Annotated in this window: 27 protein-coding genes; 14 read left to right on the top strand and 13 right to left on the bottom strand. The window is 64.1% G+C overall.

The window, feature by feature from the left end; translation table 11 throughout:
* The first annotated feature begins 86 nt into the window (after window positions 1-86).
* Both N911_RS0111985 and N911_RS0111990 read left to right on the top strand, forming a co-directional pair.
* On the top strand, window positions 87-824 hold the full coding sequence (locus N911_RS0111985; protein ID WP_029897433.1) for a PEP-CTERM sorting domain-containing protein: 738 nt from the start codon (window positions 87-89) through the stop codon (window positions 822-824).
* 357 nt (window positions 825-1181) lie between these two features.
* Window positions 1182-1856, top strand: coding sequence for a DUF1194 domain-containing protein (locus N911_RS0111990; protein ID WP_161781627.1), 675 nt, complete (start codon window positions 1182-1184; stop codon window positions 1854-1856).
* A gap of 79 nt (window positions 1857-1935) precedes the next feature.
* Here N911_RS0111990 and N911_RS18495 read toward each other — a convergent pair whose 3' ends face one another.
* The 7 genes from N911_RS18495 to thiM form a co-directional block, all read right to left on the bottom strand.
* Window positions 1936-2082: an NADPH-dependent FMN reductase family protein gene (locus N911_RS18495; protein WP_161781628.1), complete on the bottom strand. Its 147-nt coding sequence runs from the start codon at window positions 2080-2082 to the stop codon at window positions 1936-1938.
* 26 nt (window positions 2083-2108) lie between these two features.
* Window positions 2109-3359 (bottom strand): ISL3 family transposase, encoded by a 1251-nt coding sequence (locus N911_RS0112000; protein ID WP_029893407.1) that lies wholly within the window; start codon window positions 3357-3359, stop codon window positions 2109-2111.
* 172 nt (window positions 3360-3531) lie between these two features.
* Window positions 3532-3933 carry a very short patch repair endonuclease gene (locus N911_RS19200; RefSeq protein ID WP_081859182.1) on the bottom strand — a complete coding sequence of 134 codons (402 nt, stop codon included), beginning with the start codon at window positions 3931-3933 and terminating at the stop codon, window positions 3532-3534.
* Complete coding sequence (locus N911_RS0112005) at window positions 3933-4865, bottom strand: DUF4928 family protein (protein ID WP_029897437.1); 933 nt, start codon at window positions 4863-4865, stop codon at window positions 3933-3935. Before N911_RS0112005 ends, N911_RS19200 begins: the two co-directional genes overlap by 1 nt.
* 4 nt (window positions 4866-4869) lie before the next feature.
* Window positions 4870-6015, bottom strand: coding sequence for a DNA cytosine methyltransferase (locus tag N911_RS18095; protein WP_138774394.1), 1146 nt, complete (start codon window positions 6013-6015; stop codon window positions 4870-4872).
* Between the two features lie 83 nt (window positions 6016-6098).
* Window positions 6099-6545, bottom strand: coding sequence for a flavodoxin (locus N911_RS0112010; RefSeq protein WP_029897439.1), 447 nt, complete (start codon window positions 6543-6545; stop codon window positions 6099-6101).
* A gap of 79 nt (window positions 6546-6624) precedes the next feature.
* The gene (gene thiM, locus N911_RS0112015; protein WP_029897441.1) at window positions 6625-7446 is read right to left on the bottom strand and encodes a hydroxyethylthiazole kinase; all 822 of its coding nucleotides are present in this window, start codon (window positions 7444-7446) and stop codon (window positions 6625-6627) included.
* A gap of 337 nt (window positions 7447-7783) precedes the next feature.
* Here thiM and N911_RS0112020 point away from each other — a divergent pair, with 337 nt between their 5' ends.
* The 6 genes from N911_RS0112020 to N911_RS0112045 are packed head-to-tail and all read left to right on the top strand — an operon-like array spanning window position 7784 to window position 13192.
* Entirely contained in the window at window positions 7784-8590 is an 807-nt protein-coding gene (locus tag N911_RS0112020; RefSeq protein ID WP_029897443.1) for an MlaE family ABC transporter permease, read from the top strand.
* 2 nt (window positions 8591-8592) lie between these two features.
* Complete coding sequence (locus N911_RS18100; RefSeq protein WP_081859184.1) at window positions 8593-9807, top strand: ATP-binding cassette domain-containing protein; 1215 nt, start codon at window positions 8593-8595, stop codon at window positions 9805-9807.
* Window positions 9804-10256, top strand: a complete 453-nt coding sequence (gene mlaD, locus N911_RS0112030; RefSeq protein ID WP_029897447.1) for an outer membrane lipid asymmetry maintenance protein MlaD — start codon at window positions 9804-9806, stop codon at window positions 10254-10256. The genes N911_RS18100 and mlaD overlap by 4 nt, the downstream gene beginning before the upstream one ends.
* Window positions 10253-10894 carry an MlaC/ttg2D family ABC transporter substrate-binding protein gene (locus N911_RS0112035; RefSeq protein ID WP_138774395.1) on the top strand — a complete coding sequence of 214 codons (642 nt, stop codon included), beginning with the start codon at window positions 10253-10255 and terminating at the stop codon, window positions 10892-10894. Before mlaD ends, N911_RS0112035 begins: the two co-directional genes overlap by 4 nt.
* Complete coding sequence (locus N911_RS0112040) at window positions 10891-11847, top strand: MlaA family lipoprotein (RefSeq protein ID WP_051694252.1); 957 nt, start codon at window positions 10891-10893, stop codon at window positions 11845-11847. The genes N911_RS0112035 and N911_RS0112040 overlap by 4 nt, the downstream gene beginning before the upstream one ends.
* Before the next feature lie 22 nt (window positions 11848-11869).
* On the top strand, window positions 11870-13192 hold the full coding sequence (locus N911_RS0112045) for a thymidine phosphorylase (protein WP_029897453.1): 1323 nt from the start codon (window positions 11870-11872) through the stop codon (window positions 13190-13192).
* 1 nt (window position 13193) lies between these two features.
* Here N911_RS0112045 and N911_RS0112050 read toward each other — a convergent pair whose 3' ends face one another.
* Window positions 13194-13583 carry a cytidine deaminase gene (locus N911_RS0112050; protein WP_029897455.1) on the bottom strand — a complete coding sequence of 130 codons (390 nt, stop codon included), beginning with the start codon at window positions 13581-13583 and terminating at the stop codon, window positions 13194-13196.
* A 52-nt stretch (window positions 13584-13635) separates the two neighbouring features.
* On the opposite strand from N911_RS0112050, the gene trmFO reads away from it, so the two are divergent.
* A complete protein-coding gene (gene trmFO, locus N911_RS0112055; protein ID WP_029897457.1) occupies window positions 13636-14997 on the top strand; it encodes a methylenetetrahydrofolate--tRNA-(uracil(54)-C(5))-methyltransferase (FADH(2)-oxidizing) TrmFO in 1362 nt (453 codons plus the stop codon).
* Between the two features lie 6 nt (window positions 14998-15003).
* On the opposite strand, the gene N911_RS0112060 is transcribed toward trmFO, so the two are convergent.
* Window positions 15004-15348, bottom strand: a complete 345-nt coding sequence (locus tag N911_RS0112060; RefSeq protein WP_029897458.1) for a hypothetical protein — start codon at window positions 15346-15348, stop codon at window positions 15004-15006.
* Window positions 15349-15408: 60 nt separating this feature from the next.
* Here N911_RS0112060 and N911_RS0112065 point away from each other — a divergent pair, with 60 nt between their 5' ends.
* Window positions 15409-16374 (top strand): rhomboid family intramembrane serine protease, encoded by a 966-nt coding sequence (locus tag N911_RS0112065; protein ID WP_138774396.1) that lies wholly within the window; start codon window positions 15409-15411, stop codon window positions 16372-16374.
* Window positions 16375-16435: 61 nt separating this feature from the next.
* On the opposite strand, the gene N911_RS0112070 is transcribed toward N911_RS0112065, so the two are convergent.
* The 3 genes from N911_RS0112070 to N911_RS0112080 form a co-directional block, all read right to left on the bottom strand.
* Entirely contained in the window at window positions 16436-16744 is a 309-nt protein-coding gene (locus N911_RS0112070; RefSeq protein ID WP_029897463.1) for a ferritin family protein, read from the bottom strand.
* 71 nt (window positions 16745-16815) lie between these two features.
* Window positions 16816-17616: a nucleoside triphosphate pyrophosphohydrolase gene (gene mazG / locus N911_RS0112075; RefSeq protein ID WP_029897465.1), complete on the bottom strand. Its 801-nt coding sequence runs from the start codon at window positions 17614-17616 to the stop codon at window positions 16816-16818.
* A gap of 21 nt (window positions 17617-17637) precedes the next feature.
* Window positions 17638-18015: a hypothetical protein gene (locus N911_RS0112080; protein WP_138774397.1), complete on the bottom strand. Its 378-nt coding sequence runs from the start codon at window positions 18013-18015 to the stop codon at window positions 17638-17640.
* On the opposite strand from N911_RS0112080, the gene N911_RS18500 reads away from it, so the two are divergent.
* Window positions 18004-18162: a hypothetical protein gene (locus N911_RS18500; RefSeq protein ID WP_161781629.1), complete on the top strand. Its 159-nt coding sequence runs from the start codon at window positions 18004-18006 to the stop codon at window positions 18160-18162. The two genes, N911_RS0112080 and N911_RS18500, sit on opposite strands and share 12 nt — an antisense overlap.
* 172 nt (window positions 18163-18334) lie before the next feature.
* Here N911_RS18500 and N911_RS0112090 read toward each other — a convergent pair whose 3' ends face one another.
* Window positions 18335-18871: a CvpA family protein gene (locus N911_RS0112090; protein ID WP_035104758.1), complete on the bottom strand. Its 537-nt coding sequence runs from the start codon at window positions 18869-18871 to the stop codon at window positions 18335-18337.
* 280 nt (window positions 18872-19151) lie between these two features.
* On the opposite strand from N911_RS0112090, the gene N911_RS0112095 reads away from it, so the two are divergent.
* From N911_RS0112095 to N911_RS0112105, 3 genes are all read left to right on the top strand, one after another.
* Window positions 19152-19403: a DUF4212 domain-containing protein gene (locus tag N911_RS0112095; protein ID WP_029897472.1), complete on the top strand. Its 252-nt coding sequence runs from the start codon at window positions 19152-19154 to the stop codon at window positions 19401-19403.
* A gap of 12 nt (window positions 19404-19415) precedes the next feature.
* Complete coding sequence (locus N911_RS0112100; RefSeq protein ID WP_029897475.1) at window positions 19416-21194, top strand: sodium:solute symporter family protein; 1779 nt, start codon at window positions 19416-19418, stop codon at window positions 21192-21194.
* Window positions 21195-21273: 79 nt separating this feature from the next.
* Entirely contained in the window at window positions 21274-23190 is a 1917-nt protein-coding gene (locus tag N911_RS0112105; RefSeq protein ID WP_029897476.1) for a putative nucleotidyltransferase substrate binding domain-containing protein, read from the top strand.
* Window positions 23191-23229 lie beyond the last annotated feature (39 nt).

Below are 23229 nucleotides of genomic sequence, written 5' to 3' on the forward strand. Positions count from 1 at the left end.
GAAATGATGTTGTAAAAAATTGGCTTGGATATTGAAGGGTTCCGGTCATTGTTCATGGAAATTGTAACCAGGACCGGGAGTTGTCCATGCTGAAAATTCTGCCCATCCCCCTGCTGACACTGGCTCTGACCCTCTTTCTCGCCTCCGGCGCGTTCGCCTTTTCCCAGACATACTTCGGCGAGGACACCGGCCTCGGAGAGAACACGCGCCTGACCTCCTACCCCAACGCCGCCTCGGCCGAATCCAGCTTCCTGGCCAATCTCACCGGCGTGGGCACGGAGGATTTCGAGAGTTACGCCTCCGGCACCGGTCCGCCGGTGGACATCACCTTCCCCGGCGCCGGCACCGCCACCATGCTGGGCAACGGCGACATCGAGACCGTGGCCAGCGGTACCAACGGCTTCGGCCGCTACGCGGTTTCCGGAGACAATTTCTGGAACAGCAGCTCGGAGTTCAGCATCTCGTTCGACACCCCCATAGCCGCCTTCGGCTTCTGGGGCATCGACATCGGCGACTTCGACGGCCAGCTCACCGCCACCGTGGAAAACGGCGTGTCCAACACCTACACCGTGCCCAACACCATCAGCGGCCCCGGCGGTTCGGTCCTCTTCTGGGGGCTCATCGACACGGACAACCCGTTCACCAGCGTCACCTTCGGCAACACCGAGGCCGGAGTGGACGTCTTCGCCTTCGACGACATGACCATCGGCTCCCTGGAGCAGGTCGGCCCCAATCCCGTGCCCGAGCCGACCTCAATGGCCCTGCTGGCCGCGGGTGCCATTCCCCTGGGCTTCAGCCGCCTGCGCAAGCGGTTCAAGAAGTAGCCCCGGCGACGAAGCGCCAACGAAAAGGCCCCTTCCTCGGAAGGGGCCTTTTCGTGCGGCGCAGCGCAGAAAGGGAGGAGGTGGGGCCGGGATGGCATATAATTGTTGAGGCGCATTGCTTGTCGGTGTCCGGTACAGTCGGCTGTCGGTATTGTTTACAACCGCATCGGACAAGCGAAGCGCCAGTCACTTCATTATCCAGAAATATCTAGTCTTTCTGTTTGGCGTGGATATTGAACAGATAAAAGGCAGCCGCTAGTGGAGTTCATGGGACAATATAACCCCTGGAGCACCGCCATGAAACAGTTTCTCTGCATCACAACTTTAGCCCTGGCTCTTTGCCTGAGTCTGCCGGGCGTGAGCCATTCCATTCCCATCGGCTTGGAGTTGGCTCTCGGCGTCGATGTGTCCGGCAGCGTGGACAGCACGGAGTACGAGCTGCAGAAGCAAGGCTACGTCAACGCCTTCAACAATCTGGGATCGTTCGGTTCGTTCGAGCCCTTCGTCGCTACCTACTTCGAGTGGAGCGACGTGATCACCCCGCAGGTTGGCTGGACCATGATCAGCAACGTCTCCGAGGCGATGTCCTTCGCCACGGCCATCGACAACATCGCGCGGGGCGGCGGCACGTTCACCGACCCGGACATCGCCATCGACTACGGCGTGGATCTCATCCAGAACAACAACTACGAGGGCACCCGGAGGATCATCGACATCTCCGGCGACGGGACCGGAAGCAGCACCAGCACGCAACTCGAGCGGGACTTCGCCGAGTCTCTGGGCATCACCGTCAACGGGCTGGCCATCGGCTCATCGAGTATCTCAGACTGGTACACCAACAACCTCATCACCTCCGACGGGTTTGTCATCAGTGCGGAAAGTTTCGAGGACTTCGGTGATGCCATCACCCAGAAGCTGCAGCAGGAAGTGATTGACCCCAACCCCATTCCCGAGCCCACTTCCATGGCCCTGCTGGCCGCGGGCGCCATCCCCCTGGGCTTCAGCCGCCTGCGCAAGCGCTTCAAGAAGTAGTCGCAACGGCCAAAAACCGAAAGAAAAGGCCCCTTCCAAGGAAGGGGCCTTTTTCGTTGGCGGAAAGGGGCGAAGCGGGCTACATGGCCTCGGCCGCCTGGGCCGCCCAGGCTTCCACCTGCTCCCGTGAGTTCTCCGGGTCCAGGTCGATCTTGAGTTTGTCCAGCACCAGTTTGGCGCCCTGTTTCTCGACCCGGTCGGCCACGAAGTCCACGGCCTTGCCCATGCTCGAATCCTGGTCCTTCCGGGATTTCAGTGGGTGGCTCCGGTTTTGCAGGCCGGATAGAGGTCCAATCCACCACAGAAGAAGTAGATCGCCGTCTTGAAGTGCTCTTTGTTCCTGTAGCCGCAAGCTCGGCGTTTGATTGCCATGATCTTGCTGTTCAGTCCCTCGGCCACGGCGTTGGTGATTCGATGCCGGCAAAAGGTCACCACGTTGTCCATGTGAGCTCTCAAGGTCTGGGCCACCTTCTTCATCGGCGTGATCCGGGATCGCGTGGCCCAACCGCACCATTTCTCCAGGAACCTCTTTGCCCAGCCAGGGCTCATGTAGCCCCACAGATCCTGCAGGCTTTCCTTCATGGCCCAGGCTTTGGCCGTCTTCAGGTTGGCCTGCTTGAGGTCATCGAACCGAGGTCTGTGCTTATCCGGCAGACGGCTTTCGCCGTAAAGCCACAGGTATCTGGTGCCCTTGAGGATTGACTCCCCTTCGGCCATCAGGGCCTTGTGTTCCTGACGCCGGACAGTGTCCACCGCTTTCCCCACGTGTTGCATGACGTGGAAACGGTCAAAGACGATTTTCCGGCTTGCCTCAGGGATCCACTTCATAGTGGCCGAAAAATACGGCTGCCACATGTCCATGCTCACGGCCCGCACTGCTTCCAGCTGCTCGCTACTCAGGCTTTGATAATACGCCTCGAGGCTCGCCGTTCGGCGATCTTCAGCAACATGCTCAACTGTGCCCCTCATCAGATCGCAGACGACGGTCATGTACTTGTGTCCCTTGCGGAAAGCCTTCTCGTCCACCCCGAGGTAGTGGATATTGCGCTGTTCCTTGCGGCTCAAGCCTCTTTTGACGGCTCGTTCCATGATCCCCCAGGTCTCGTCCCAGGAAATACGCAACAGCCTGCGTGCACCTTCGATGGTCGAACAGGCCGTAATCACGTCAATGGCCATGCGCTCCATGAGCAGGGTGAAACGAGAATGGGGAGCGGCCCAGGGGACCTGTGCTTGGCGTACGCCGTGATCAGGACAGTTAACTCGTGGAATACGTGCATGAAGAAATGTCTTGAACTGGCAGGTATCTAGATGTCTCCATGTCCGTTCTTCGGCATGATCCCGGCAAGCCAACTCTCGCCCGCACTCTGGGCAAGACCAAAGAGCGCCAGGCTCATGATCGATCCACACATCCACTCGCCCAGCCCCAGTCTGGAGCTTCACGTCATCCACATGCCAGGGGTGGTCAATGCCAAGAATCTGAGCATAGAAATCGATGTCCCTCATGAGCAATGTCTCCTCTAGAACAGAGGACTACCTCAGGCTGCTACCCACGACAATTCCGGAAGAACCTAATCTGAGGAGCGAGAAATTCCCTCATCGGGTGAAGATAGTAGTAAAATGAAGAATAGCCGAAATGTTCAAGATATAACAAAAAATTGCTGATAGAAGGCAAGCTTTAACCAAGAAAAGATGTGACTTTTTCTTCAAGTTTACTAATGTCTTTCAGCTCACATTCCCAAATAACCATCGTTTTCCATCCAAGTTTTTGCAATCTATGTTGATTTGAGACGTCTCTTTGTTTGTTCTTTTCAAGTTTAGGTAGCCAATAATCTTGGTGAGTCTTTGGTGATCTTGCTCCTCGTGGACAGTCATGCTGATGCCAAAAGCATCCATGCACGAAGATAATTTTTTTTCTAGATGGAAAAACGATATCTGGCTTTCCAGGAAGGTCATTACGATGAAGGCGATAACGATAACCAAGGGAATGAATAAGACGTCTGACTATGAGTTCTGTATTTGTGTTTTGTCCTTTAATAGACTTCATTATCCTGCTGCGTTCGTTTTTTGAAATGATCATTATTTGACACTTATCTTTAAACTAGGGTCAGTTTCTACCTCGCAAATTATCCTATTGTAGCTAGTGACTATGTCATTTACAGCTGTCTTGCGACCTTGTTCGGCGAATTGACCAAACTCATATATGTTAAGAGCTATAAACTGTTCTATCTCGAAAATGTCGATACGGTCAGAAAGATTCATGTTTTCGGCTAAGCCATCGGCCACTGAGATTCCTTTTTGAAGAGTGACGAGTATAGGTTTATAACCAGCATCTAAGTTCTCTTTGCATCGCTCAATGACGGATTCACTAGGCGATGTGGTCACATGAATGGCAACATCTTCGATTAAAAAATCACCTGCACGATTTCCGGGGGCATCAGCTGTAGAAAAGCTATTATGCTCAATTTTTTTTGTGCCAATTGCACATTCGAGTTTTGCCCCTACCAAATGTTGAAGAACGGCTCCAGAATAATACATTCCCGGGGAGCTTTTTTGCCTATCAATCGCTTGCTGGAGAATGTCTCTTACCACATGACGCAAGCTGCGAGAGGTGTCGAGCTTAACCACAAAAGGTTTACCAGCAAAAAAATCAAGCACACGATCTATCCAAAACCTTTCAATGACATCCAAGTCAACCGATCCTTGTTCACATAAGTCATTTAGGAAAGATACATAAGTGCGCATGTTATTTATGCTCCCCCTGCTTGTGCGCCCTCCTTCTGCTGCAAGTACTCTATTGATTCCATGCTTGTTGAGTATATTTTGTACTGCACCTTTTCCCAGGCCGAGGACTTGCCCCTTTCCTACGGTTAGCAAATCATCAGGGTTTAATGGTAATCCTTTGTCTCGGGCGTGTTGAGTGATGACAAGGGCAACACACAAAGGACCTTTGCCCTTAAAATTTCTTTCCTTGGCAAATGTGTTTAGAGACGCCACAAGCTTCTTATTCATATGATTAGGCCGCTTCTTCTTGGTTAGACATTACGACGGCAAGAAGAGATTCTAAAATCTGTTCAGAGAGGTGGCGCACTACAGGGACAACGACTCCGTCACCAGCTAAGTGATATGCGTCGTTGTATTTGCATGGCAATTGGTAGTCGTCTGGAAGTCCCATAAGTCGCGCTGCCTCCCGTGGAGATAGTAGACGCGTACGTATCATGCCATCCTCAACAACCATGATAGTCTGTCGGCTGGAGCCCCCTGCTGGTGTCCGGAGGCACCCGGCAATGTCATCAAAACGAATTTCTGCCCTTTGAATTTTGCCTCCCTTGCCATCCGGTCGAGTTCGCTTGTAAATGGTGCCGATCCTGCGGCTACGCGCTCGTTTGGCTTTCTCGACTTTCTCAAGATTAATAGGCGACATTAAGGACAATATTTTTTGAGTATATTCAAAAGAGTTCCATTCAACCGCCTTAGGCTCATCTTCAATTATGTCGGACAATAAAGTGTTCCGCCCCGACGGTAGAGGGAGCTTCCACCATACCCATTTACCGGCAACATCACTCGGCAGTCTGGTGAACGCTTTTCGTAAAGTTTTGTAAAAGGTGATTTCCTGTGGCCGGTGTTCCGTTAGTTGATTTGGAATGGGGTAATTCTCGTCTATTGCTACAATAAACAATCGGGGTCTGGATTGCGGGACAAAATGAACTGCATCTATTACAAGAGCTCCAAACCTATAGCCTGTATGGGAAATTTTTGAGCCAATTGCTGTAAAATCCTTGCCATCATGCGAAGTGAGAGCACCTCGAACGTTCTCCAAAACAATGATCGGAGGTGCCCTGCCTTCTTTAGATAGATCAGTTATCAAATTCCAAAAAGGCCAAAAGGTTCCAGATCTTTTCCCGCTCAACCCTGCGCCTGATCCTGCAAGCGACAAGTCTTGGCATGGAAAAGATGCCCATGCGAGGTCTGCCGTTCCTGGAAGATCGGATGATTTCAGGTTGCTGACATCTTCGACCTTAAGATTTTCCGCTCCCCAGTTTTGGGCATAGGTAGATGCTTTCTTGGGGTCTATGTCGTTCGCGAAAAGGCATGACCACCCAGGGCCTAAGCCGGCTCTAGCCATACCTCCTCCTGCAAAAAACTCGTAGTAGAGCCCCACAACTGTTCTCCTTCAATCAACGTTTCGTTAGCAGCAAGCTAAGAGTAAACAGCAGCAAGAAGCAAAGAGTGAAAGATTTCTACCTACATGGCCGCGGCCGCCTGGGCCGCCCAGGCCTCCACCTGCTCCCGCGAGTTGGCCGGGTCCAGGTCGATTTTGAGTTTGTCCAGCACCAGTTTGGCACCCTGTTTCTCGACCCGGTCGGCCACGAAGTCCACGGCCTTGCAGAATTGGTCGTAGCCGGAATCGCCGCAGCCGAACACCCCCATGGGCTTGCCGGAGAGGTCCTTGGAGGCCAGTTCTTCGTGGAAGTCCTTGAAGTCCTCGGTGACTTCCTCGTCGATAGCCCCCCAGGTGGAGACCCCGAGCAGGTACAGGTCGTAGGGTTCGTCCAGGATGGACGTGTCGACGCGTTGCACGTCCTCCATCCTGACTTCGTGTCCCTTGGCTTCGATGGCCTCGGCGATAATCTGCGAAGCTTTTCGGGTATTTCCGGTTTCGCTGCCGAAAACGATGAGCGCGCGGGCCATGGACTCCTCCTTAGCTGAACGGCCTGCCGATGGAAAAACGTACCGGCCTGATAGCACGAAACGCCGGGCTGGTCAGCCCTCAGCCTTCCTCCAGTCGCAGCCGGGAATCCAGCTCCTCCGGGGTCATCAGGTAGAGGGCGTCCAGGAAGGCGGCCTGGAAGGTGCCGGGGCCCCGGGCGCTCTGGGCGGCCATCTCCCCGGCCACGCCCATGACGGCCATGCCGTTGGCCGCGGCCTCCAGGTTGGAGGAGCCCACCGCGGCGAAGGCGCCGATGACGGCCGTGGCCGAGCAGCCCATGCCCGTCACCCGGGGCATGAGGGGGTCGCCATTGAGCACACGGATCTGGCGGGTGCCGTCGGTGATGAGATCGAAGGCCCCGGAGACCACCACCACGCAGGCGAAGTGCTCGGCCAGGGCGGTGGCCGCCTCCACCGCGGCCTCAGGGCCGGAGAGGCTGTCCACGCCGCGACCCTGGGCCTCGCCCGTGAAGCCCACGGCTTCGCTGGCCAGGGCGGCGATCTCCGCGCCGTTGCCCCGCACGATGCCCGGTCCCACCTCGCGAAGTAGCGCCAGGCAGGACTCGGTGCGCAGCACCGAGGCTCCGGCGCCCACGGGGTCCAGGACGATGGGCACGCCGCGCTCGCGGGCGGCGTAGCCCGCCCTGCGCATGGACTCCACCCAGCGGGGGGAGAGGGTGCCGATGTTGATGACCAGCGCCTGGGAGATGGCGGCCAGCTCCTCCACCTCCTCCACGGCATGGGCCATGATGGGCGAGGCGCCCAGGGAGAGCAGGGCGTTGGCCGTGGAGTTCATGACCACGAAATTGGTGATGTTGTGGACCAGGGGGCCTTTTCCGCGGATGGCGGCCAGGCTCTGCTGGACGGCGCGGCTGTCGTGCATGGCGTCTCCCGTGTATGAAGCGCGGCCCTGTGGGCGTTTGAATCGTTTCCGTAACCAACCGGGGAGGCGGCCGTTCATCCCCCCGGTTGCATTTCAGCGCGGCCTCGCGCACCGTTCCGGTTTGGCAAAGATTCAGTATAGGGCAGGCGGCAGGCCGGGACAAGGGCATGCCCTCCAAACGGGGTGGGAAATCACGATTTGACGGCCTCCCCGGGAGGGGAGTATAGACCACAATACTCCGAAAGTTGGGGTTGTGCGGAGTGGGGCTCCAGAGGGGGGAAGGCGGCGTTTTCCGCCCTTCGGATTCTTTTTTCATCGACCGGCGGGAACAGGAAGGATGGCTGAATACGGTTCCGGAGCCGCCGCGCCGCTGGCGTGGCTCGGCGGGAGAAGCATCTCCGTTCTGCGGGAAATGGGGCGGTACGCGCTGTTCGCGGGCAAGTCCCTTGCCTACGTGTTCAAGCCCCCGTTCCAATTCTTCAAGATCATTGAGCAGGTCTACTTCGTTGGCGTTCGCTCGCTCACGGTCATCCTGCTCATCGCCCTGTTCACCGGCATGGTCCTGGGCCTGCAGGGCTACTACACCCTCATCAAGTTCGGCACGGAAGGGCTGCTCGGCGCGGCCGTGGCCCTGTCCCTCATCCGCGAGCTGGGGCCGGTGCTCACGGCCATCATGGTCATCGGCAGGGCTGGTTCGGCCATGTCCGCGGAGATAGGCATCATGCGCATCTCCGAGCAGATCGACGCCCTGGACACCATGGACATCGACCCCATCCGCTTTTTGGTCAGCCCCAAGGTGGCCGGGTCCATCATCGCCTTCCCCCTGCTCACCGCCTTGTTCGACGTGGTGGGCATCATCGGCGGCTGGCTCACGGGCGTGGCCATGCTGGGGGTCAACTCCGGCATCTACTTCCACCGCATCGAGTCCAGCGTGGGGATGATGGACGTCACCGGCGGCTTCATCAAATCACTCATTTTCGCCCTGGTGGTGGCCACCATGTGCTGCTACCAGGGGTACACGACCCACCTGCGGTCACGAGGCTTCGGCGCCGTCGGCGTCTCCCTGTCCACAACCACCGCGGTGGTCCTGTCCTGCATTCTGGTGCTGGTCACGGACTACGTGGTCACGACCTTCTTCATGTAGCCATGGCCGAGCCACTCATCCAGTTCAAGGGACTCACCAAGAGCTTTGGGAGCAATCCCGTCCTCGATAGGGTGGACCTGCGCATGTACCAGGGCGAGGTCACCTCCATCATCGGCAAGTCCGGCGTTGGCAAAAGCGTCATGATCAAGCACATCGTGGGGCTTCTGGAGCCGGACGGCGGCGAGATCCTTTTCAAGGGCCGCGACATCCGCTCCATGGACTCGGCCGAGCGGCACGACTTCAAGAGCCGCGTCAGCTACATGTTCCAGAACAACGCCCTGTTCGACTCCATGACCGTCTTCGAGAACATCGCCCTGCCCCTGCGCGAAAAGACGAAGATGGCCAAGGGGGAGATCGAAAAGAAGGTCGGGGACATGATCGCCACCCTGGAGCTGGGCGAAGTGGGGGGGAAATATCCCTCCCAGCTCTCCGGGGGCATGCAGAAGCGCGTGGCTCTGGCCCGGGCCCTCATCAAGAACCCGGAGATCGTGCTTTTCGACGAGCCCACCACCGGGCTGGACCCCCTGCGCAAGAACGCCGTGCTGGCCATGGTGGCCCGCTACCAGCGGCAGTTCGGCTTCACCGCCATCATGGTCAGCCACGACGTGCCCGACGTCTTCTACGTCTCCAACCGCATCGCCATCCTGGACCAGGGCCGCATCCTCTTCGAGGGCTCGCCCCTGGAGCTGGAGCGCAGCGGCAACGAGGTGGCGGCCGAATTCATGGGCTCGCTCGAGAGCCTGGAGAACGAGCTTTTGGGCATGGAGGACAAGCCCAGGCTGGCCGACCGCTTCAAGGAGAAGGCTGACGAGTGGGGGCTGGACTGCTCTCTGCTTTACGCGCGGGTGGAGGGTATGGCCGAACTGCGGCGCACCGCAGGTGAACTGGCAGCCCACCGCCTGCTTGACAGGATTCTCGATGCCGTGCGCCGCCGGGCGGGGGACCGGTTCCTGGCCGGGCGCTGGGGGGCGGACGAACTTGTCTGCCTGCTGCCCGGGGACACGGCGGACGGTGTTATTGAAGCGATGCCGGACGAGCTCGCCGCGGAGGAGATTTTCAGCGGCCGTCACGCCCTGGCCGAGTGCGCGTCTTTCCGGGTTCTGGCCGGGGCCGCCGCCCGCGCCGGGGACGAGCCGGTGGGGAAGCTGGTTGAGCGCGCGGCCGGCGACCTGCGCGAGGTCGCGGGGGAGGATTGCGCAAAGGAGGATGCGACATGAACAAATCGAGCGTGGAAACCGCCGTGGGGGTCTTCGTGCTCATCTGCCTGCTCTGTGTGGGGTACCTCACGGTCAGGCTGGGGCAGATGCAGCTCATGGGCGGAGACACCTACACCGTACAGGCGCGGTTCACCTCGGTGGCCGGGCTCAAGGAGGGCAGCTCCGTGGAGCTTGCCGGGGTGCAAATCGGACAGGTCAGAGACATCAGCCTCAACCAGGACTACTACTTGGCCGAGGTGGTCATGAGTGTGGACAACGAGGTCAAGCTCAGTCAGGATTCAATCGTCTCTGTCAAGACCCAGGGCCTCATCGGGGACAAGTACCTCAATATTTCCCCCGGCGGCTCCCCGGATTTCGTGGAGCCCGGAGGGACCCTCACCGAGACCGAGTCCGCCGTGGACATCGAGGGCCTTATCAGCAAGTACGCCTTCGGCAGCGTGGAAGAATGAACCCCAACCCGGGCCAGTACCGCATGAAACGCATCACCCGTCGCCCAACTCTTTTGCCTCTGTTCGCCCTGCTGGCGTCCCTTTGCCTCGCCGCCCCCGTCAGCGCGGGCGAACCCATGGACGTGGTCCAAAAGGCCATGGACAAGACCCTGTCCATCCTGACCAACCCCGACTACTCCGACAGCGAGCAGCGCAGCCGCATCAAGGACGTGGCGGACGAGTATTTCGATTACGTGGAGCTTTCCCGCCGCACCCTGGCCAGGCACTGGAACCGCCTGGACATGGAGCAGAAGAAGGAGTTCGTCCACCTCTACCGCGACCTGCTGGCCAAGACCTACCTGGACAACATCACCGGCTATTCCGACGAGACCGTGGTCTACGGCCGGGAGATTCCCCTGGACGACGACCAGACCGAGGTGCGCACCACCATCCGCACCGCCTCCAAGGACGTCCCGGTCTTCTATCGCCTCATCAACCGCAAGGGCGACTGGAAGGTCTACGACATCAAGGTCGAGGGCGTCAGCCTGGTGCAGAACTACCGCTCCCAGTTCAACGACATCCTGGTGGACAAGAGCCCTGACGAAATGCTGGCCGACCTGCGCCGGAAGATAGCCAAGGACAAGGCGGAGGCCCAATGATCCGCGCCGCGCGCTTCCCCCTGCTGGCCGCCGCGCTGGTCGTGCTGCTGGCCGGAACCGCCCTGGCCGCCCAGCCCTATTGGCAGGACGAGGGCTACCGGGGCGTCCCGGCCGATCGGGCCGACGAGCCGGTCATGGTGGCCCGCGCCTACCGGCCCGCCTCCGAGGCGGAGCTGGCCCGGCGGGCGGAGGTGCGCGAACTGCTCCTGCTGGCCCAGGCCGACGAGGAGCTGTTCAGCGAGGACGAGCTGGCCTCGGAGTGGACGCCGGAGGAGGGGGAAGCGCCCGCCACGACCCGCGAGGACCCCTGGGAGGGGTTCAACAGGGCCATGTTCGAGTTCAACGACTTTTTCTACATGTACCTGCTGGAACCCACCTCCACGGTCTACGCCGTGGTCATCCCGGAGCTGTTCCGCCACGGCATCAGCAACGCCTACGACAACGTCCGCTACCCAATCCGGCTGGTCAACAACCTGCTGCAGGGCAAGCTGGAGAACGCCGGACGCGAGACGCTGAAATTCCTCTCCAACACCGTGTTCGGCTTCCTGGGCCTGGTGGAGGTCACCCGCGACAAGGCTTTCCTCAACCCCCCGGAGCAGGACCTGGGCAAGACCTTCCGCGTCTGGGGCGCGGAAACCGGCCCTTATGTGGTCTGGCCCGTGCTCGGCCCCTCCACCATCCGCAATACCGTGGGCGACGTGGGCGACGGCTTCCTGGACCCGGTGAACTACGTGCGCCCCTACTACTGGCCGTACGTGCTGCACGCCCACGACCGGGTCAACCAGACCTCCCTGCGGCTGGGCGACTACGGCAAGTTCAAGGAGTCCTCCCTGGACCCCTACGTGGCCTTGCGCAGCCTCTACTTCCAGTCCCGCGAGGCCAAGGAGATCGACCCCTGGAGGGACGACGGCAACGCCACCGCCAAACAGGCCGAAGAGGTGCCCGGTTTCTAGACCGGCCGGGCCGGGGGAAGCCATGCCCGACGTGCTGGAAATCCTGGACCGGGCCGCCCGGGGCGAACGCCTGGGCGGCGGGCCCCTTGACGATCTCATTGGCGGTTACGTCCGGGGTGACGTCCCCGACTACCAGATGGCGGCCTGGCTCATGGCCGCCCGCATCCACGGACTTGATTTCGACGACACCTTCGCCTTGACCCGGGCCATGCTCGCCTCCGGGGAGACGCTCTCCTGGCCGGACGGCTGGCGCGTGGGCGACAAGCACTCCACCGGCGGGGTGGGGGACAAGACTTCCTTTCTGGTGGGCCCCATCTGCGCCGCCCTGGGCGTGCGGGTGCCCATGGTGGCCGGGCGCGGTTTGGGCCACACCGGCGGTACCCTGGACAAGCTGGAGGCCGTGCCCGGCTACCGCGCCGACCTCTCCCTTCAGGAGATGCGACGAGTGATGGAGGAAACCGGGCTGTGCATCACCGGCCAGACCAAGGAGATCGCCCCGGCGGACCGCAAGCTGTACGCCCTGCGCGACGCCACCGCCACCGTGGCCGAGGCCGGGCTCATCACCTCCTCCATCCTTTCCAAGAAGCTGGCCGAAGGGCTGACCGGGCTGGTCATGGACGTCAAATGCGGGTCCGGTGCCTTCATGCGAACCCTGGACGAGGCCGAGGAGCTGGCCTCGCGTCTGGTGGGGCTGGGGCGGCGGCTGGGCCTTCCGGTGACCGCCCTCATCTCCAGCATGGACCAGCCCCTGGGCGCGGCCTGCGGCAACGGGGTGGAGGTGGCCGAGGCCGCCTCCCTGCTGCGCGGGGCGCGCCACGCCGCTTCCGAGGACCTGCGCTCCCTCTCCCTGGAACTGTCCGCCCACCTCGTCCTGCTCACCGGCGCGGCCTGGGATCTGGACGAGGCCCGCGCCAAGTGCGAACGCGCCCTGGAGTCCGGCGCGGCCCTGGACGTTTTCCGCAAGACCCTGCGCGTCCAGGGTGGCGTGGAGGCGGCCCTGGACCCGGGCGGCCCGCTGCCCGCCGCGCCGTACATCCATCACCTGGAGGCGGAGTCCTCGGGCTGGCTGGAGCGGGCCGACGCCCTGGCTGTGGGCCGGGCCTGTGTGCGGCTGGGCGCGGGCAGGAGCCGCAAGGAGGACGACGTGGACCCGGCCGTGGGCGTGGTGCTGGAGCGCAAGGTTGGCGACGAGGTGGAGGCGGGCGAGACGCTCTGCCAGGTCCACTACCGCGACGAGGCCAGCCTGGACCGCGCCCTGCCGCTGCTGCGCGAGGCCTTCGCCGTGAGCGAATCCCCGGCGGCGCAGCCCATGCTCATCCAGGGCGTGTTCTCCACACTGGCCTGATCTACCCGTTCAGCCCGAAGGCGTGGGGAAGCAGGTCTTCCGGGGTGTAGACCCCGCTTTCCGTAACCACCCAGGCCCCCGGGGCCAACTCGGCCAGCCACTGGCGGCAGGCCCCGCAGGGCGTGGTGGCGGACGGGTCCTCGCCCACGGCGTCCGGGCAGGCCACGGCCACGCCAGTCACCTGATGCTCTCCGGCGGTCACGGCCGCGGCCAGGGCGCTGCGTTCGGCGCACAGCCCCAGGCCGTAGCAGGCGTTCTCCACGTTGACCCCGGTGTAGACGGTTCCTCCCGCCAGCACGGCCGCGCCCACCCGGAAGCCGGAGTAGGGGGCGTAGGCGTTGCGGGCGGCTTGGCGGGCCTTTTCCAGCAGGCTTCGCTGGGCGTCGGTCATGGCTTCTCCTCGTTTACTGGCGGGCGGGACTGGGGTATGGTCCCTCCCCACCGTGAGCGACGTCAAGACATCTTCCCCACTTCATATCGTCGGCGGCGGCCTGGCCGGGTGCGAATGCGCCTGGGCCCTGGCCCGCGCCGGGCTGCCCGCGCGCCTCTACGAGATGCGCCCCCAGACAACCACCCCGGCCCACGAGACCGGGCGGCTGGCCGAACTGGTCTGCTCCAACTCCTTCCGCTCCGACGAGGAGGCCACCGCCGTGGGCCTGCTCAAGCGGGAGATGGAGGGACTCGGCTCCCTGGTCATGGAGACCGCCAGGGCCACGGCCGTGCCCGCGGGCAAAGCCCTGGCAGTGGACCGCGCCCGCTTCGCCGGGGAGATAACCGACCGGCTGGAGAATCATCCCCTGGTGGAGGTGGTCCGCCGCGAGGTCACATCCCTGGACGACCCGGAGCTGCAAGGCGGGGCGGGCATCGTGGTGGCCGCCGGGCCGCTGGCCTCCGATCCCCTGGCGGCCGACCTCGCCCGCGTCATCGGCGTGGGCCATCTGGCCTTTTTCGACGCCATCGCGCCCATCGTCTCCTTCGACTCCATCGACATGGAACACGCCTTCTGGGGCTCGCGCTGGCGGCCCGAGGACGACGACTACCTCAACTGTCCATTGAACGAGGCGGAGTACCACGCCCTGGTGGAGGAGCTGCGCACCGCCGGACGGGTGCCCAGCAAAGAGTTCGAGCGCCATTTCGAGGCCTGTCTGCCGGTGGAGGAGATGGCCGACCGGGGGGAGATGACCCTGGCCTTCGGCCCGCTGAAGCCGGTGGGGCTGACCGACCCCCGCACCGGGGAGCGGCCCTACGCCGTGGTGCAGCTGCGGGCGGAGAACCTGGAGCGCACCGCCTTCAACCTGGTGGGCTTCCAGACCAAGCTGACCTACCCGGAGCAGAAGCGCGTCTTTTCCCTGATCCCCGCCCTGCGCGAGGCGGAGTTTCTGCGCCTCGGCTCCATCCACCGCAACACCTTCGTGAACGCCCCCCGCGTGCTGGACGGGCGGCTGCGGCTTCTGGCCAGGCCGGAAGTGCGGCTGGCCGGGCAGATCACCGGGGTGGAAGGCTATCTGGAGTCGGCCGCCTGCGGACTGTGGGCGGGCATGCTGGCGGCCTCGGAGGCGCGCGGGCTGGAGATTCCCCGGCCCCCGGCGGAGACCGCCCTGGGCGCGCTCATGGGACACCTGCGCACCGAGGCCAAGGACTTCCAGCCCTCCAACGTCAATTTCGGCCTCATGCCCGCGCTGGGGCGCAAGATGCCCAAGCGCAAGCGCAAGGAGGCCTACGCCGAGCGCGCGGCCGAAGCCTTTTCCGCGTGGACGGGGGGATTGCCGGACCTGGGGCTGGTTGGCCGGGACCGGGCGGAGTGAGCCGGGTTAGCCCTGCTTTTCCTTGCGCAGGATGAGCAGGGCCACCAGGTAGAATACGCCGTTGAGGCCCACCAGGGAAATGAAGCCGTAGGCGTGCAGGTTCTCCGGCAGCGTGGCGCGGAGGGCGAAGAAGAGGACGGCCAGCAGGGCCGTGGCGGTGATGAAGGTGGCAGGCAAAGGCAGCGGGCCGCTGGAGGCCTTCCGGCGGACCAGCGTGGGCACGCCCAGCATGAGCAGGGCGGACAGGACCAGGGTGGCCGGAATGAGCAACAGCTCGGGCTGCCAGTAGAAGTCGCTGGCGATGAGGGCGATGTAGGCGAGGACCGCCAGGATGGTCAGAATGCTCTTCATGGTGCGCTCCCGAAGGGGGCACTCTTACCCCAAAACATCCGGCTTGCAAAGGGTGGCGTGGTGAGTCCGGGCTGGCGCGTTCCGCCACGGCCCAGGCGGCGTCCCGAGTCCGGAGAGCGGCGAAGGGAACGGCCCCGGCCGACCCCTCCCGGCGATGAGCGGTACGCCACCCTGCACTGGGGGCTGTCCCGCCACCGGGCCAGGGAGCTGGCCCTGGTGCTGGAGGCGAGGGATGTGGAGTTCGACCTGCGGCGGGAGTTTTCCGGCTGGCGGCTCCTGGCGCCGGAGGAGGAGGCGGAGCGCGCCCGGGCGGAGCTTGCCGCCTACCACAGCGAGAACATGGGCGGCGGGCGGCCCCAGCCCCTGCCTGACACCGGGGCCGCGCCCGTGGTGCCCGCGCTGCTGGTCTGCCTGCTGGTTCCGTTCCACGTCCTGGCCACCCGCCCATGGCCCAGATGGGGCGTCTACCCTCACGAATTGTACGCCGCAGGACAGGCGGACTCCGGGGCCATGCTGACAGGGGAGGCGTTCCGCGCCCTGACCGCCCTGACCCTGCACGGCGACGCGGCCCACCTGTTGGGCAACGTGGTGGTGGGCGCGGTCTTCGCGGCCCTGCTCTGCCGCCGCGCCGGAACCGGCCCGGGCATGCTGGCCCTGGTGCTGTCCGGCATGCTGGGCAATCTGCTCAACGCCTGGATGCGCGGGCCGGGACACCTGTCCATCGGCTTCTCCACGGCGGTCTTCGGCGCGGCCGGGCTTTTGGGTGCGCTGGGCTTCTGGGGCGGCCACCGCTCACCCATGGCCTCGGTGGCCGCGGGGCTGGGGCTTTTGGGCCTGCTGGGCGTTGGCGGCGAGCGCACCGACCTGGGCGCGCACGTATTCGGCTTCGCCGCTGGGCTGGCCCTGGGCGCGGGGCTGGGCTGGCTGCTCACCCGCCTGGGCCGACCCGGCCCGGCGGTGGACGGCTGGCTGACGGTCTGCGCCGTGGCCTTGCCTGTCTGGGCCTGGTTCGTGGCCCTGGGCTGAAAAAAGCCCCGCCCGGGCACGCGGCCAAGACGGGGCGAACGGGTCGGAAGAAGGGCTGAGGCTACTTCTTCTTGGCCTCCTCGATCATCTCTTCCACTTCTTCGTAGCCGTTCTGGTAGTATTTCTCCTCGGTGGGATCCAACTCCTTGAGCAGCCGCAGGAACTCCCCGGCGTGCTCGCGCTCCTCGTTGGCGATGTCCACCAGCACGGTCTTGGCCAGCTCGTTGTCCGTGGACTCGGCCAGCTGCATGTACAGCTGGATGGCCTCGTACTCGGCCGCGATGGAATAGCGGATGGCCCGCACCAGCTCGGTGTGGCTGACCTTGCGGTCCGGGACGTTGCCGGCGAAGGGATTGGCGAATTCTGGCATGGGAGTCTCCTTATGGGCTGACTGCTGGTTTCAGGTGATGCCAAGTGTATCCCGAAAACCCGGCCCGGGTGTCAACTCCCGCCGTGGTCGGACTTCTTGGCCTCCCGCCACAGGGCGTCCAGGGTCTCCATGCTCTGTTCGGGCAGCTCCAGCCCCTTTTCCCGGCACATCTCCTCCATGGCCTCGAAGCGGCCCAGGAACTTGCGGTTGGCCCGGTCCAGGGCGGCGTTGGCCTTCACGCCCAGGCGGCGGCCGTGCTCCACCAGGGTGAAAAGCAGGTCGCCGTACTCCTCCTCGATGCGGTCCCGGTCCCCCGAGGCCACGGCCTCGTCCAGCTCCCGCCGCTCGGCGGAAAGCTGCTCGGCCAGGTCCTCGTCCGACTCCCAGGTGAAATTGTTGCGGGCCGCCTTGGAGTGGATGCGGTAGGCGCGCAGAAGCGGCGGCAGCCCCTTGGGCAGGGAGTCGAAGACCCCTTTGGGGCGGCCTTTCCCGTCCGACTTCTCGTCGCGTTTGATGGCCTCCCAATTCTTGAGCAGCTCGTCCTGATCGCGCACGCTGGTGTCGGCGAAGACGTGGGGATGGCGGCGGACCATCTTGGCGGCGATGCCGGAGAGGGCGTCGTTTGGGCCGAAGTGGCCGTCGCGCCGGGCGAGCAGCGACATGAAGGCCATCAGGAAGAATACGTCGCCAACTTCCTCGCAGGCCTCGTCCATGTCGCCGGAGCGCACGGCCTCCACCAGTTCGAAGGATTCCTCAATGACATAGTCGCAGAGGCTCTGCGGGGTCTGGTCGCGGTCCCAGGGGCAGCCGTCCGGGCCGATGAGGGTCTGGATGACGTCCAGCAGGGAAGCGAAAGCGTCGGTGTCGTTCATGGGTGCGTGCGTGGGGTTTGCTCAGACCCTGGCGGCGCGGCCCATGGAGCAGGCGGCCAGGCAGGCCCCGCAGGCCAAGGGGGCCAGCAGAGGGTCCGAGGCGTTGGGCAGGTCGGGCCGGGGGCGGTTGCGGCAGCGGGCGAAACCGCCAGGCTTGCGCCGCAGCCTGGCCGAGACCGCACCGGGCTTGTCGAAGACCCCGGCCGGGCAGGCCCGGGCGCAGGCGCGGCAGTCGCCGCAGCTGTCCTCCACAGGGCTCCCGGCTTCCAGGTCCAGCGCGGCCAGCACCGTGACCAGCCGCAGGCGGGGCCGAAGGCGTGGGTGGCCAGCAGCCCGGTGGGGGAAATCCAGCCCAGTCCGGCGGCGGCAGCGGCCTCCTTGTGGGAGATGAGGCCGCATCCCTGGTGCTCCGGCCGCAGGGAGGCGGGCACGGGCAGGGCCATCCCGCCGCGCGCCTGGACCCAGCAGGCCATGGCCAGGGCGGCCTCGTCCAGCCGGGCGCAGTCCGCCCGGAAACGGGCCTCGGGCTCGGCCGGGGAGAGGTAGTCCAGGCGGATGCCCAGGACGACGGCCCGGGTGTAATGGGATAGCAGGTCGGGCGGCGAGACGGGTGGGGAGGCCAGGCGGGCGGTGTCCGCCACCCCGGCAGCGTCCGCGCCGAAGCGTGCGGCGGCCGCCAGGGTCTCGCGCAGGGGGATGAGCGCGGGGCACACGGCGGCTAGTCCGGCTTGTCGGGCAGGGGCAGTTCCACTTCACCCAGGCCCTGCAGCCCGTCGCGCACGCCCTGCCGCATCTCTTCAGGCAGGAAGCCTTCAAGGAAATCGGCCACCTTGGCTAGATAGGGAACCAGGCTGGAGTCGGCCAGGTAGCCGGAATCCGGCACGAAGGCCGCCATGACCAGCACGGCCACGGCGCAGATGACCGCGCCCTTGGCGAAGCCCATGAGCCCGCCGAGCAGATGGTCGGCCGCGGCCAGCATCTTCAGCTTCAGCGCCCCGGCCAGAATCTGCAGCACCACCCACACGGCCAGCATCACCCCGGCGAAGACCGCCAGATAGGCAGCGGTGCGCACCTCGCCCGGGTCGGCCAGGTAGGGCTCCAGCCAGGGCACGACCTTCTCGAAGTAGGTGTTGGCCGCCCAGAAGCCGAGCACCAGCCCGGCGATGGAGGCCGTTTCGCGGATGATGCCGCGGAAGAAGCCGTGCACCAGGAAGAAGGCCAAAACGGCCAGAAAGACGATGTCGAGCACGTTCATTGGGGAGCCGTCCGGGGGTTTTGGGCAGGTAGCTACCAGATGGCCGGGCAAAAGGAAACAGCGGAGGGCCGGGGGCGCGGGGCCGAAGGGAGGGCGGCGGGGGATGAACGGTCAGGCCGCGCGGGTGGGCGGCGGGCCGGAAAACGGGTCCATCGGGTGTACCGTTCACCGAAAAAACGGTGCGCTGTTCCCAAGGCGCGCATACAAGGGAATGGAGGCAGGATTCGCCCCGGACGGCGCGGGCCGAACGGGCCAACCACAAGCAGCGGGAGGACGAACCATGAAAGGAAACCTGGAGGAATACTGGCGGAGAAATGTGCGCCTGATGGTGGTGCTTCTGTCCATCTGGGCGCTGGTCTCCTACGTCTTCGGCATCCTGCTGGTGGAACAACTCAACGCCGTGCGCATCGGCGGGTTTCCCTTGGGCTTTTGGTTCGCCCAGCAGGGCTCCATCTTCACCTTCGTGATCCTCATCCTGGTCTACGTGCTCAGGATGCGCAAGCTGGACCGCGAATTCGACGTCCACGAGTAGCGGGAGGACGACATGGACAAGATACTGCTCTGGACGTACATACTCGTCGGCATCACCTTCGGCATCTACCTCTTCATCGCCTGGATGAGCCGGGTGAAGGACACCAAGGGCTTCTACGTGGCCGGGGGCGGCGTGCCCGCCCTGGCCAACGGCATGGCCACCGGCGCGGACTGGATGAGCGCGGCCTCGTTCATCTCCATGGCGGGCATCGTCTCCTTCTCCGGCTACACCGGCAGCGTCTACCTCATGGGCTGGACAGGCGGCTACGTGCTGCTGGCGCTTCTGCTGGCGCCGTATCTGCGCAAGTTCGGCAAGTTCACCGTGCCGGACTTCGTGGGCGACCGCTACTACTCGTCCACGGCGCGCATCGTGGCGCTGGTCTGCGCCATCTTCGCCTCGCTGACTTACGTGGCCGGGCAGATGCGCGGCGTGGGCATCGTCTTTTCCCGCTTCCTGGAAGTGGACGTCAACACCGGCGTGATCATCGGCATGGTCATCGTCTTCTTCTACGCGGGCCTGGGCGGCATGAAGGGCATCACCTGGACCCAGGTGGCCCAGTACGTGGTCATGATCCTGGCCTTCCTCATCCCGGCCTGCGCCATCTCGCAGAAGATCACCGGCAACCCCATCCCGCAGCTGGGCTTCGGCGGCACCATCGCCGAGGGCCAGAACGCCGGGCGGTTTCTGCTGGAAACCCTCAACGAAATCAACCAGGACCTCGGCTTCGCGGAGTATACCGGGGCCTTCGGCCCGGGGCAGAAGTCCATGATCGACGTGCTGGCCATCACCCTGGCGCTCATGGTGGGCACGGCCGGGCTGCCGCACGTCATCGTCCGCTTCTATACCGTGCCCACGGTGCGGGCGGCGCGCATGTCCGCCTTCTACGCCCTGCTTTTCATCGCCATCCTGTACACCACGGCCCCCTCGGTGGCGGTCTTCGCGCGCTACAACATGATCGACACGTTAAACAACACCCCCTACGCGGCCGCGCCCAAGTGGTTCAAGGACTGGCAGCAGACGGGGCTTGTGGCCTGGCTGGACAAGAACGAGGACGGCATCATCCAGTACCGGGCGGGCGACGCCTTCCAGGGCAAGCCGGAGCTGTCCGACCAGACGGGCATGCACGGTCAGCCCATCTACGCCAATCCCCCGGCGGAGGGGCCAAACGAGCTGTACGTCGACCGCGACATCATGGTCCTGGCCAACCCGCAGATAGCCAATCTGCCCGCCTGGGTCGTGGCCCTGGTCGGGGCGGGAGGTTTGGCCGCGGCCTTGTCCACGGCATCGGGGCTGCTGCTTGTCATCGCGTCGTCAATATCACATGACCTCTACTACCGGGTCATCAACCGCAACGCCACGGAGCGGCAGCGATTGACCATCGGCCGCATCATGATCGCGGCGGCGGTGGTCGTGGCCGGGTATTTCGGCATCAACCCGCCCGGCTTCGTGGCCCAGGTGGTCGCGCTGGCCTTCGGCTTGGCGGCGTCCAGCTTCTTCCCCGTCCTGGTGCTGGGCATCTTCTCCAAGCGGGTCAACCGCGCGGGAGCCATCTCCGGCATGATAACGGGCATCGGCTTCACCATGCTCTACATCGTCCAGACCAAGTTCCTCGGCGTCGATCCATGGTTCTACGGCATCAGTCCGGAAGGCATCGGCGCGGTGGGCATGGCCATCAACTTCGTGGTCACGCTGGCGGTCTCCGCGGCCACGCCCGCGCCGCCCAAGGAAATCCGCGAACTGGTGGAATCGGTCCGCTACCCCCGCGGCGCGAGCGGCGCGGTGGACCACTAACCGAGACAGCGGCTACCATGGGGCGGCGGGTAAGACCCGCCGCCCCTTTCACCGTCGCCGACACAGCCGTGGAGGGTACATGGCCGATCCGGTCAACACCGCAGCCGATTTCCTCTCCAGGGTGCTGCCCTTTTCCGAGCTGACCATGCGGTCCCTGGATCGTCTGGCCCGGGCGGCCAGCATCGACTTTCTGCCCAAGGGCACCCGGGTCATGACCCGGGGCGAGACCGAAGTGACCGACGTGCTGGTCATCCAGTCCGGCGGCATGAAGCTCTTCCTGGACACCCCGGAGGAGGGGGAGGTCCTGACCGACTTCCGGGGCGAGGGGGGCATCGTGGGCGCGCTGGCCGTGGTGCGCTCCACGCGCGCCAGCATGAACGTGGAGTGCGTGGAGGACACCTTCGTCTTCCGCCTGCCCGCCGCGCTCTTTCTGGAACTGGTGGAGGCGGAGCCCGCGCTCTCCACCCATTTTCTCAAGTCCTTCACCGAGTCCTACCTCACCAAGGCCTTCGCCGAGTTGCGGCGCGACCGCCTGGCCCCGCGCCAGGAGGCCTCCCTGCCGCTGTTCGCCTCCACCGTGGGGGACGTGGTGCGTCGCGCCCCGGTCTGGACTCCCCCCGGGGCGGACATCCGCTCCGCCGGGGGGATCATGGCGGAGGAGGGCGTGGGGTCGCTGCTGGTGCGCGAGAGCGAGGACGCGCCGCTTCTGGGCATCATCACGGACAAGGATCTGCGCTACAAGGTGGTGGCCCAGGGGCTGAACTACAACTGGCCGGTGCGCGAGATCATGAACAGCCCGGTGCGCACCATCGAGGCGGGGCGGGACTGCTTCGAGGCGCTTTTGGCCATGATGCGCCACCAGATCCACCATCTGCCCGTGGAGCGGGACGGCCGGGTCATCGGGGTGGTCACCTCCCACGACATCATGGTCCTGCAGGGACGCTCGCCCTTCGCGCTGTACCGGGAGATCGAGGGGGAGCGCACCTTCGCGGGGCTGGTGGACCTGGCGGCCAAGGTGCCGCTGGTGGTGCGGCCCCTGGTGGAGGAAGGGGCCAAGGCGTCCTCGGTGGGGCGCATGGTCTCGGTGCTCTCGGACGCCCTGCTGGACCGCGTGCTGACCATGCTCCAGGAGGAGCTGGGCCCGCCGCCCTCGCCCTTCTGCTGGCTGTACCTGGGCAGCGAGGGCCGAAGGGAGCAGACCTTCCGCACGGACCAGGACAACGCCCTGCTATATCGCCCGCCCGAGGAGCCCGGCCAGGCGGAGCGGGCCCGCGACTACTTCCTGCGGTTGGGGCGGGCGGCGGTGGAAAAGCTGGTGGACCTGGGGTACCCGCGCTGTCCCTTCGACGTCATGGCCTCCAACCCCGCCCTGAACCGCGGCGAGGCCTCCTGGTGGGCCTTCTTCGAGGGGCTGGTGCGCCGCCCGGAGCCGGAACAGGTGCTCAAGGCCACCATCTTCTTCGACTTCCGCCCCGGCTTCGGCTACGCCGAACTGGGCGAGAGCCTGCGCGAGCGGGTCATGGCCCTGGCCAGGGAAAACCAGGTCTTTCTGGGCTTCATGGCCCGCGACTTTCTGCGTGCCCGGCCGCCGCTGTCCTTCTTCCGGGGGCTGTTGGTGGAGAAGAGCGGCGAGCACAAGAACCGCTTGGACATCAAGACGCGCGGGGTGGCCCCCTTCGTGGACTTCGCCCGGCTGTACGCCCTGCGGCTGGGACTGGCCGAGACCAACACCCTGGCCCGGCTGGACGGCGCGCGGGCGGCCGGGGCCATGTCCGCCGGGCTGCACTCCGAGGCGCGCGAGGCCTACGAGTTCATCTCCCAAGTGCGGCTCATCCACCAGATGCGGCGCATGGAGCGGGGCGGCGAGCCGGACAACTTCGTGGACCCGGCCGGCCTCACCGACCTGGAGCGCAGGACCCTCAAGGAGGCCTTTTCCGTGATAAGCGGCTTGCAGCAGCTGGTGCGCGACGACTTCCACCTGGCGGCGCGGGGGTAGGGCCGTGTCCCTGGCATCGCCGCTCCCCGCCCGCCTGGC

Origin of the sequence: Desulfohalovibrio reitneri, from assembly GCF_000711295.1 — a bacterium.
In the GTDB taxonomy this organism is placed as follows: Bacteria; Desulfobacterota; Desulfovibrionia; order Desulfovibrionales; family Desulfovibrionaceae; genus Desulfohalovibrio; species Desulfohalovibrio reitneri.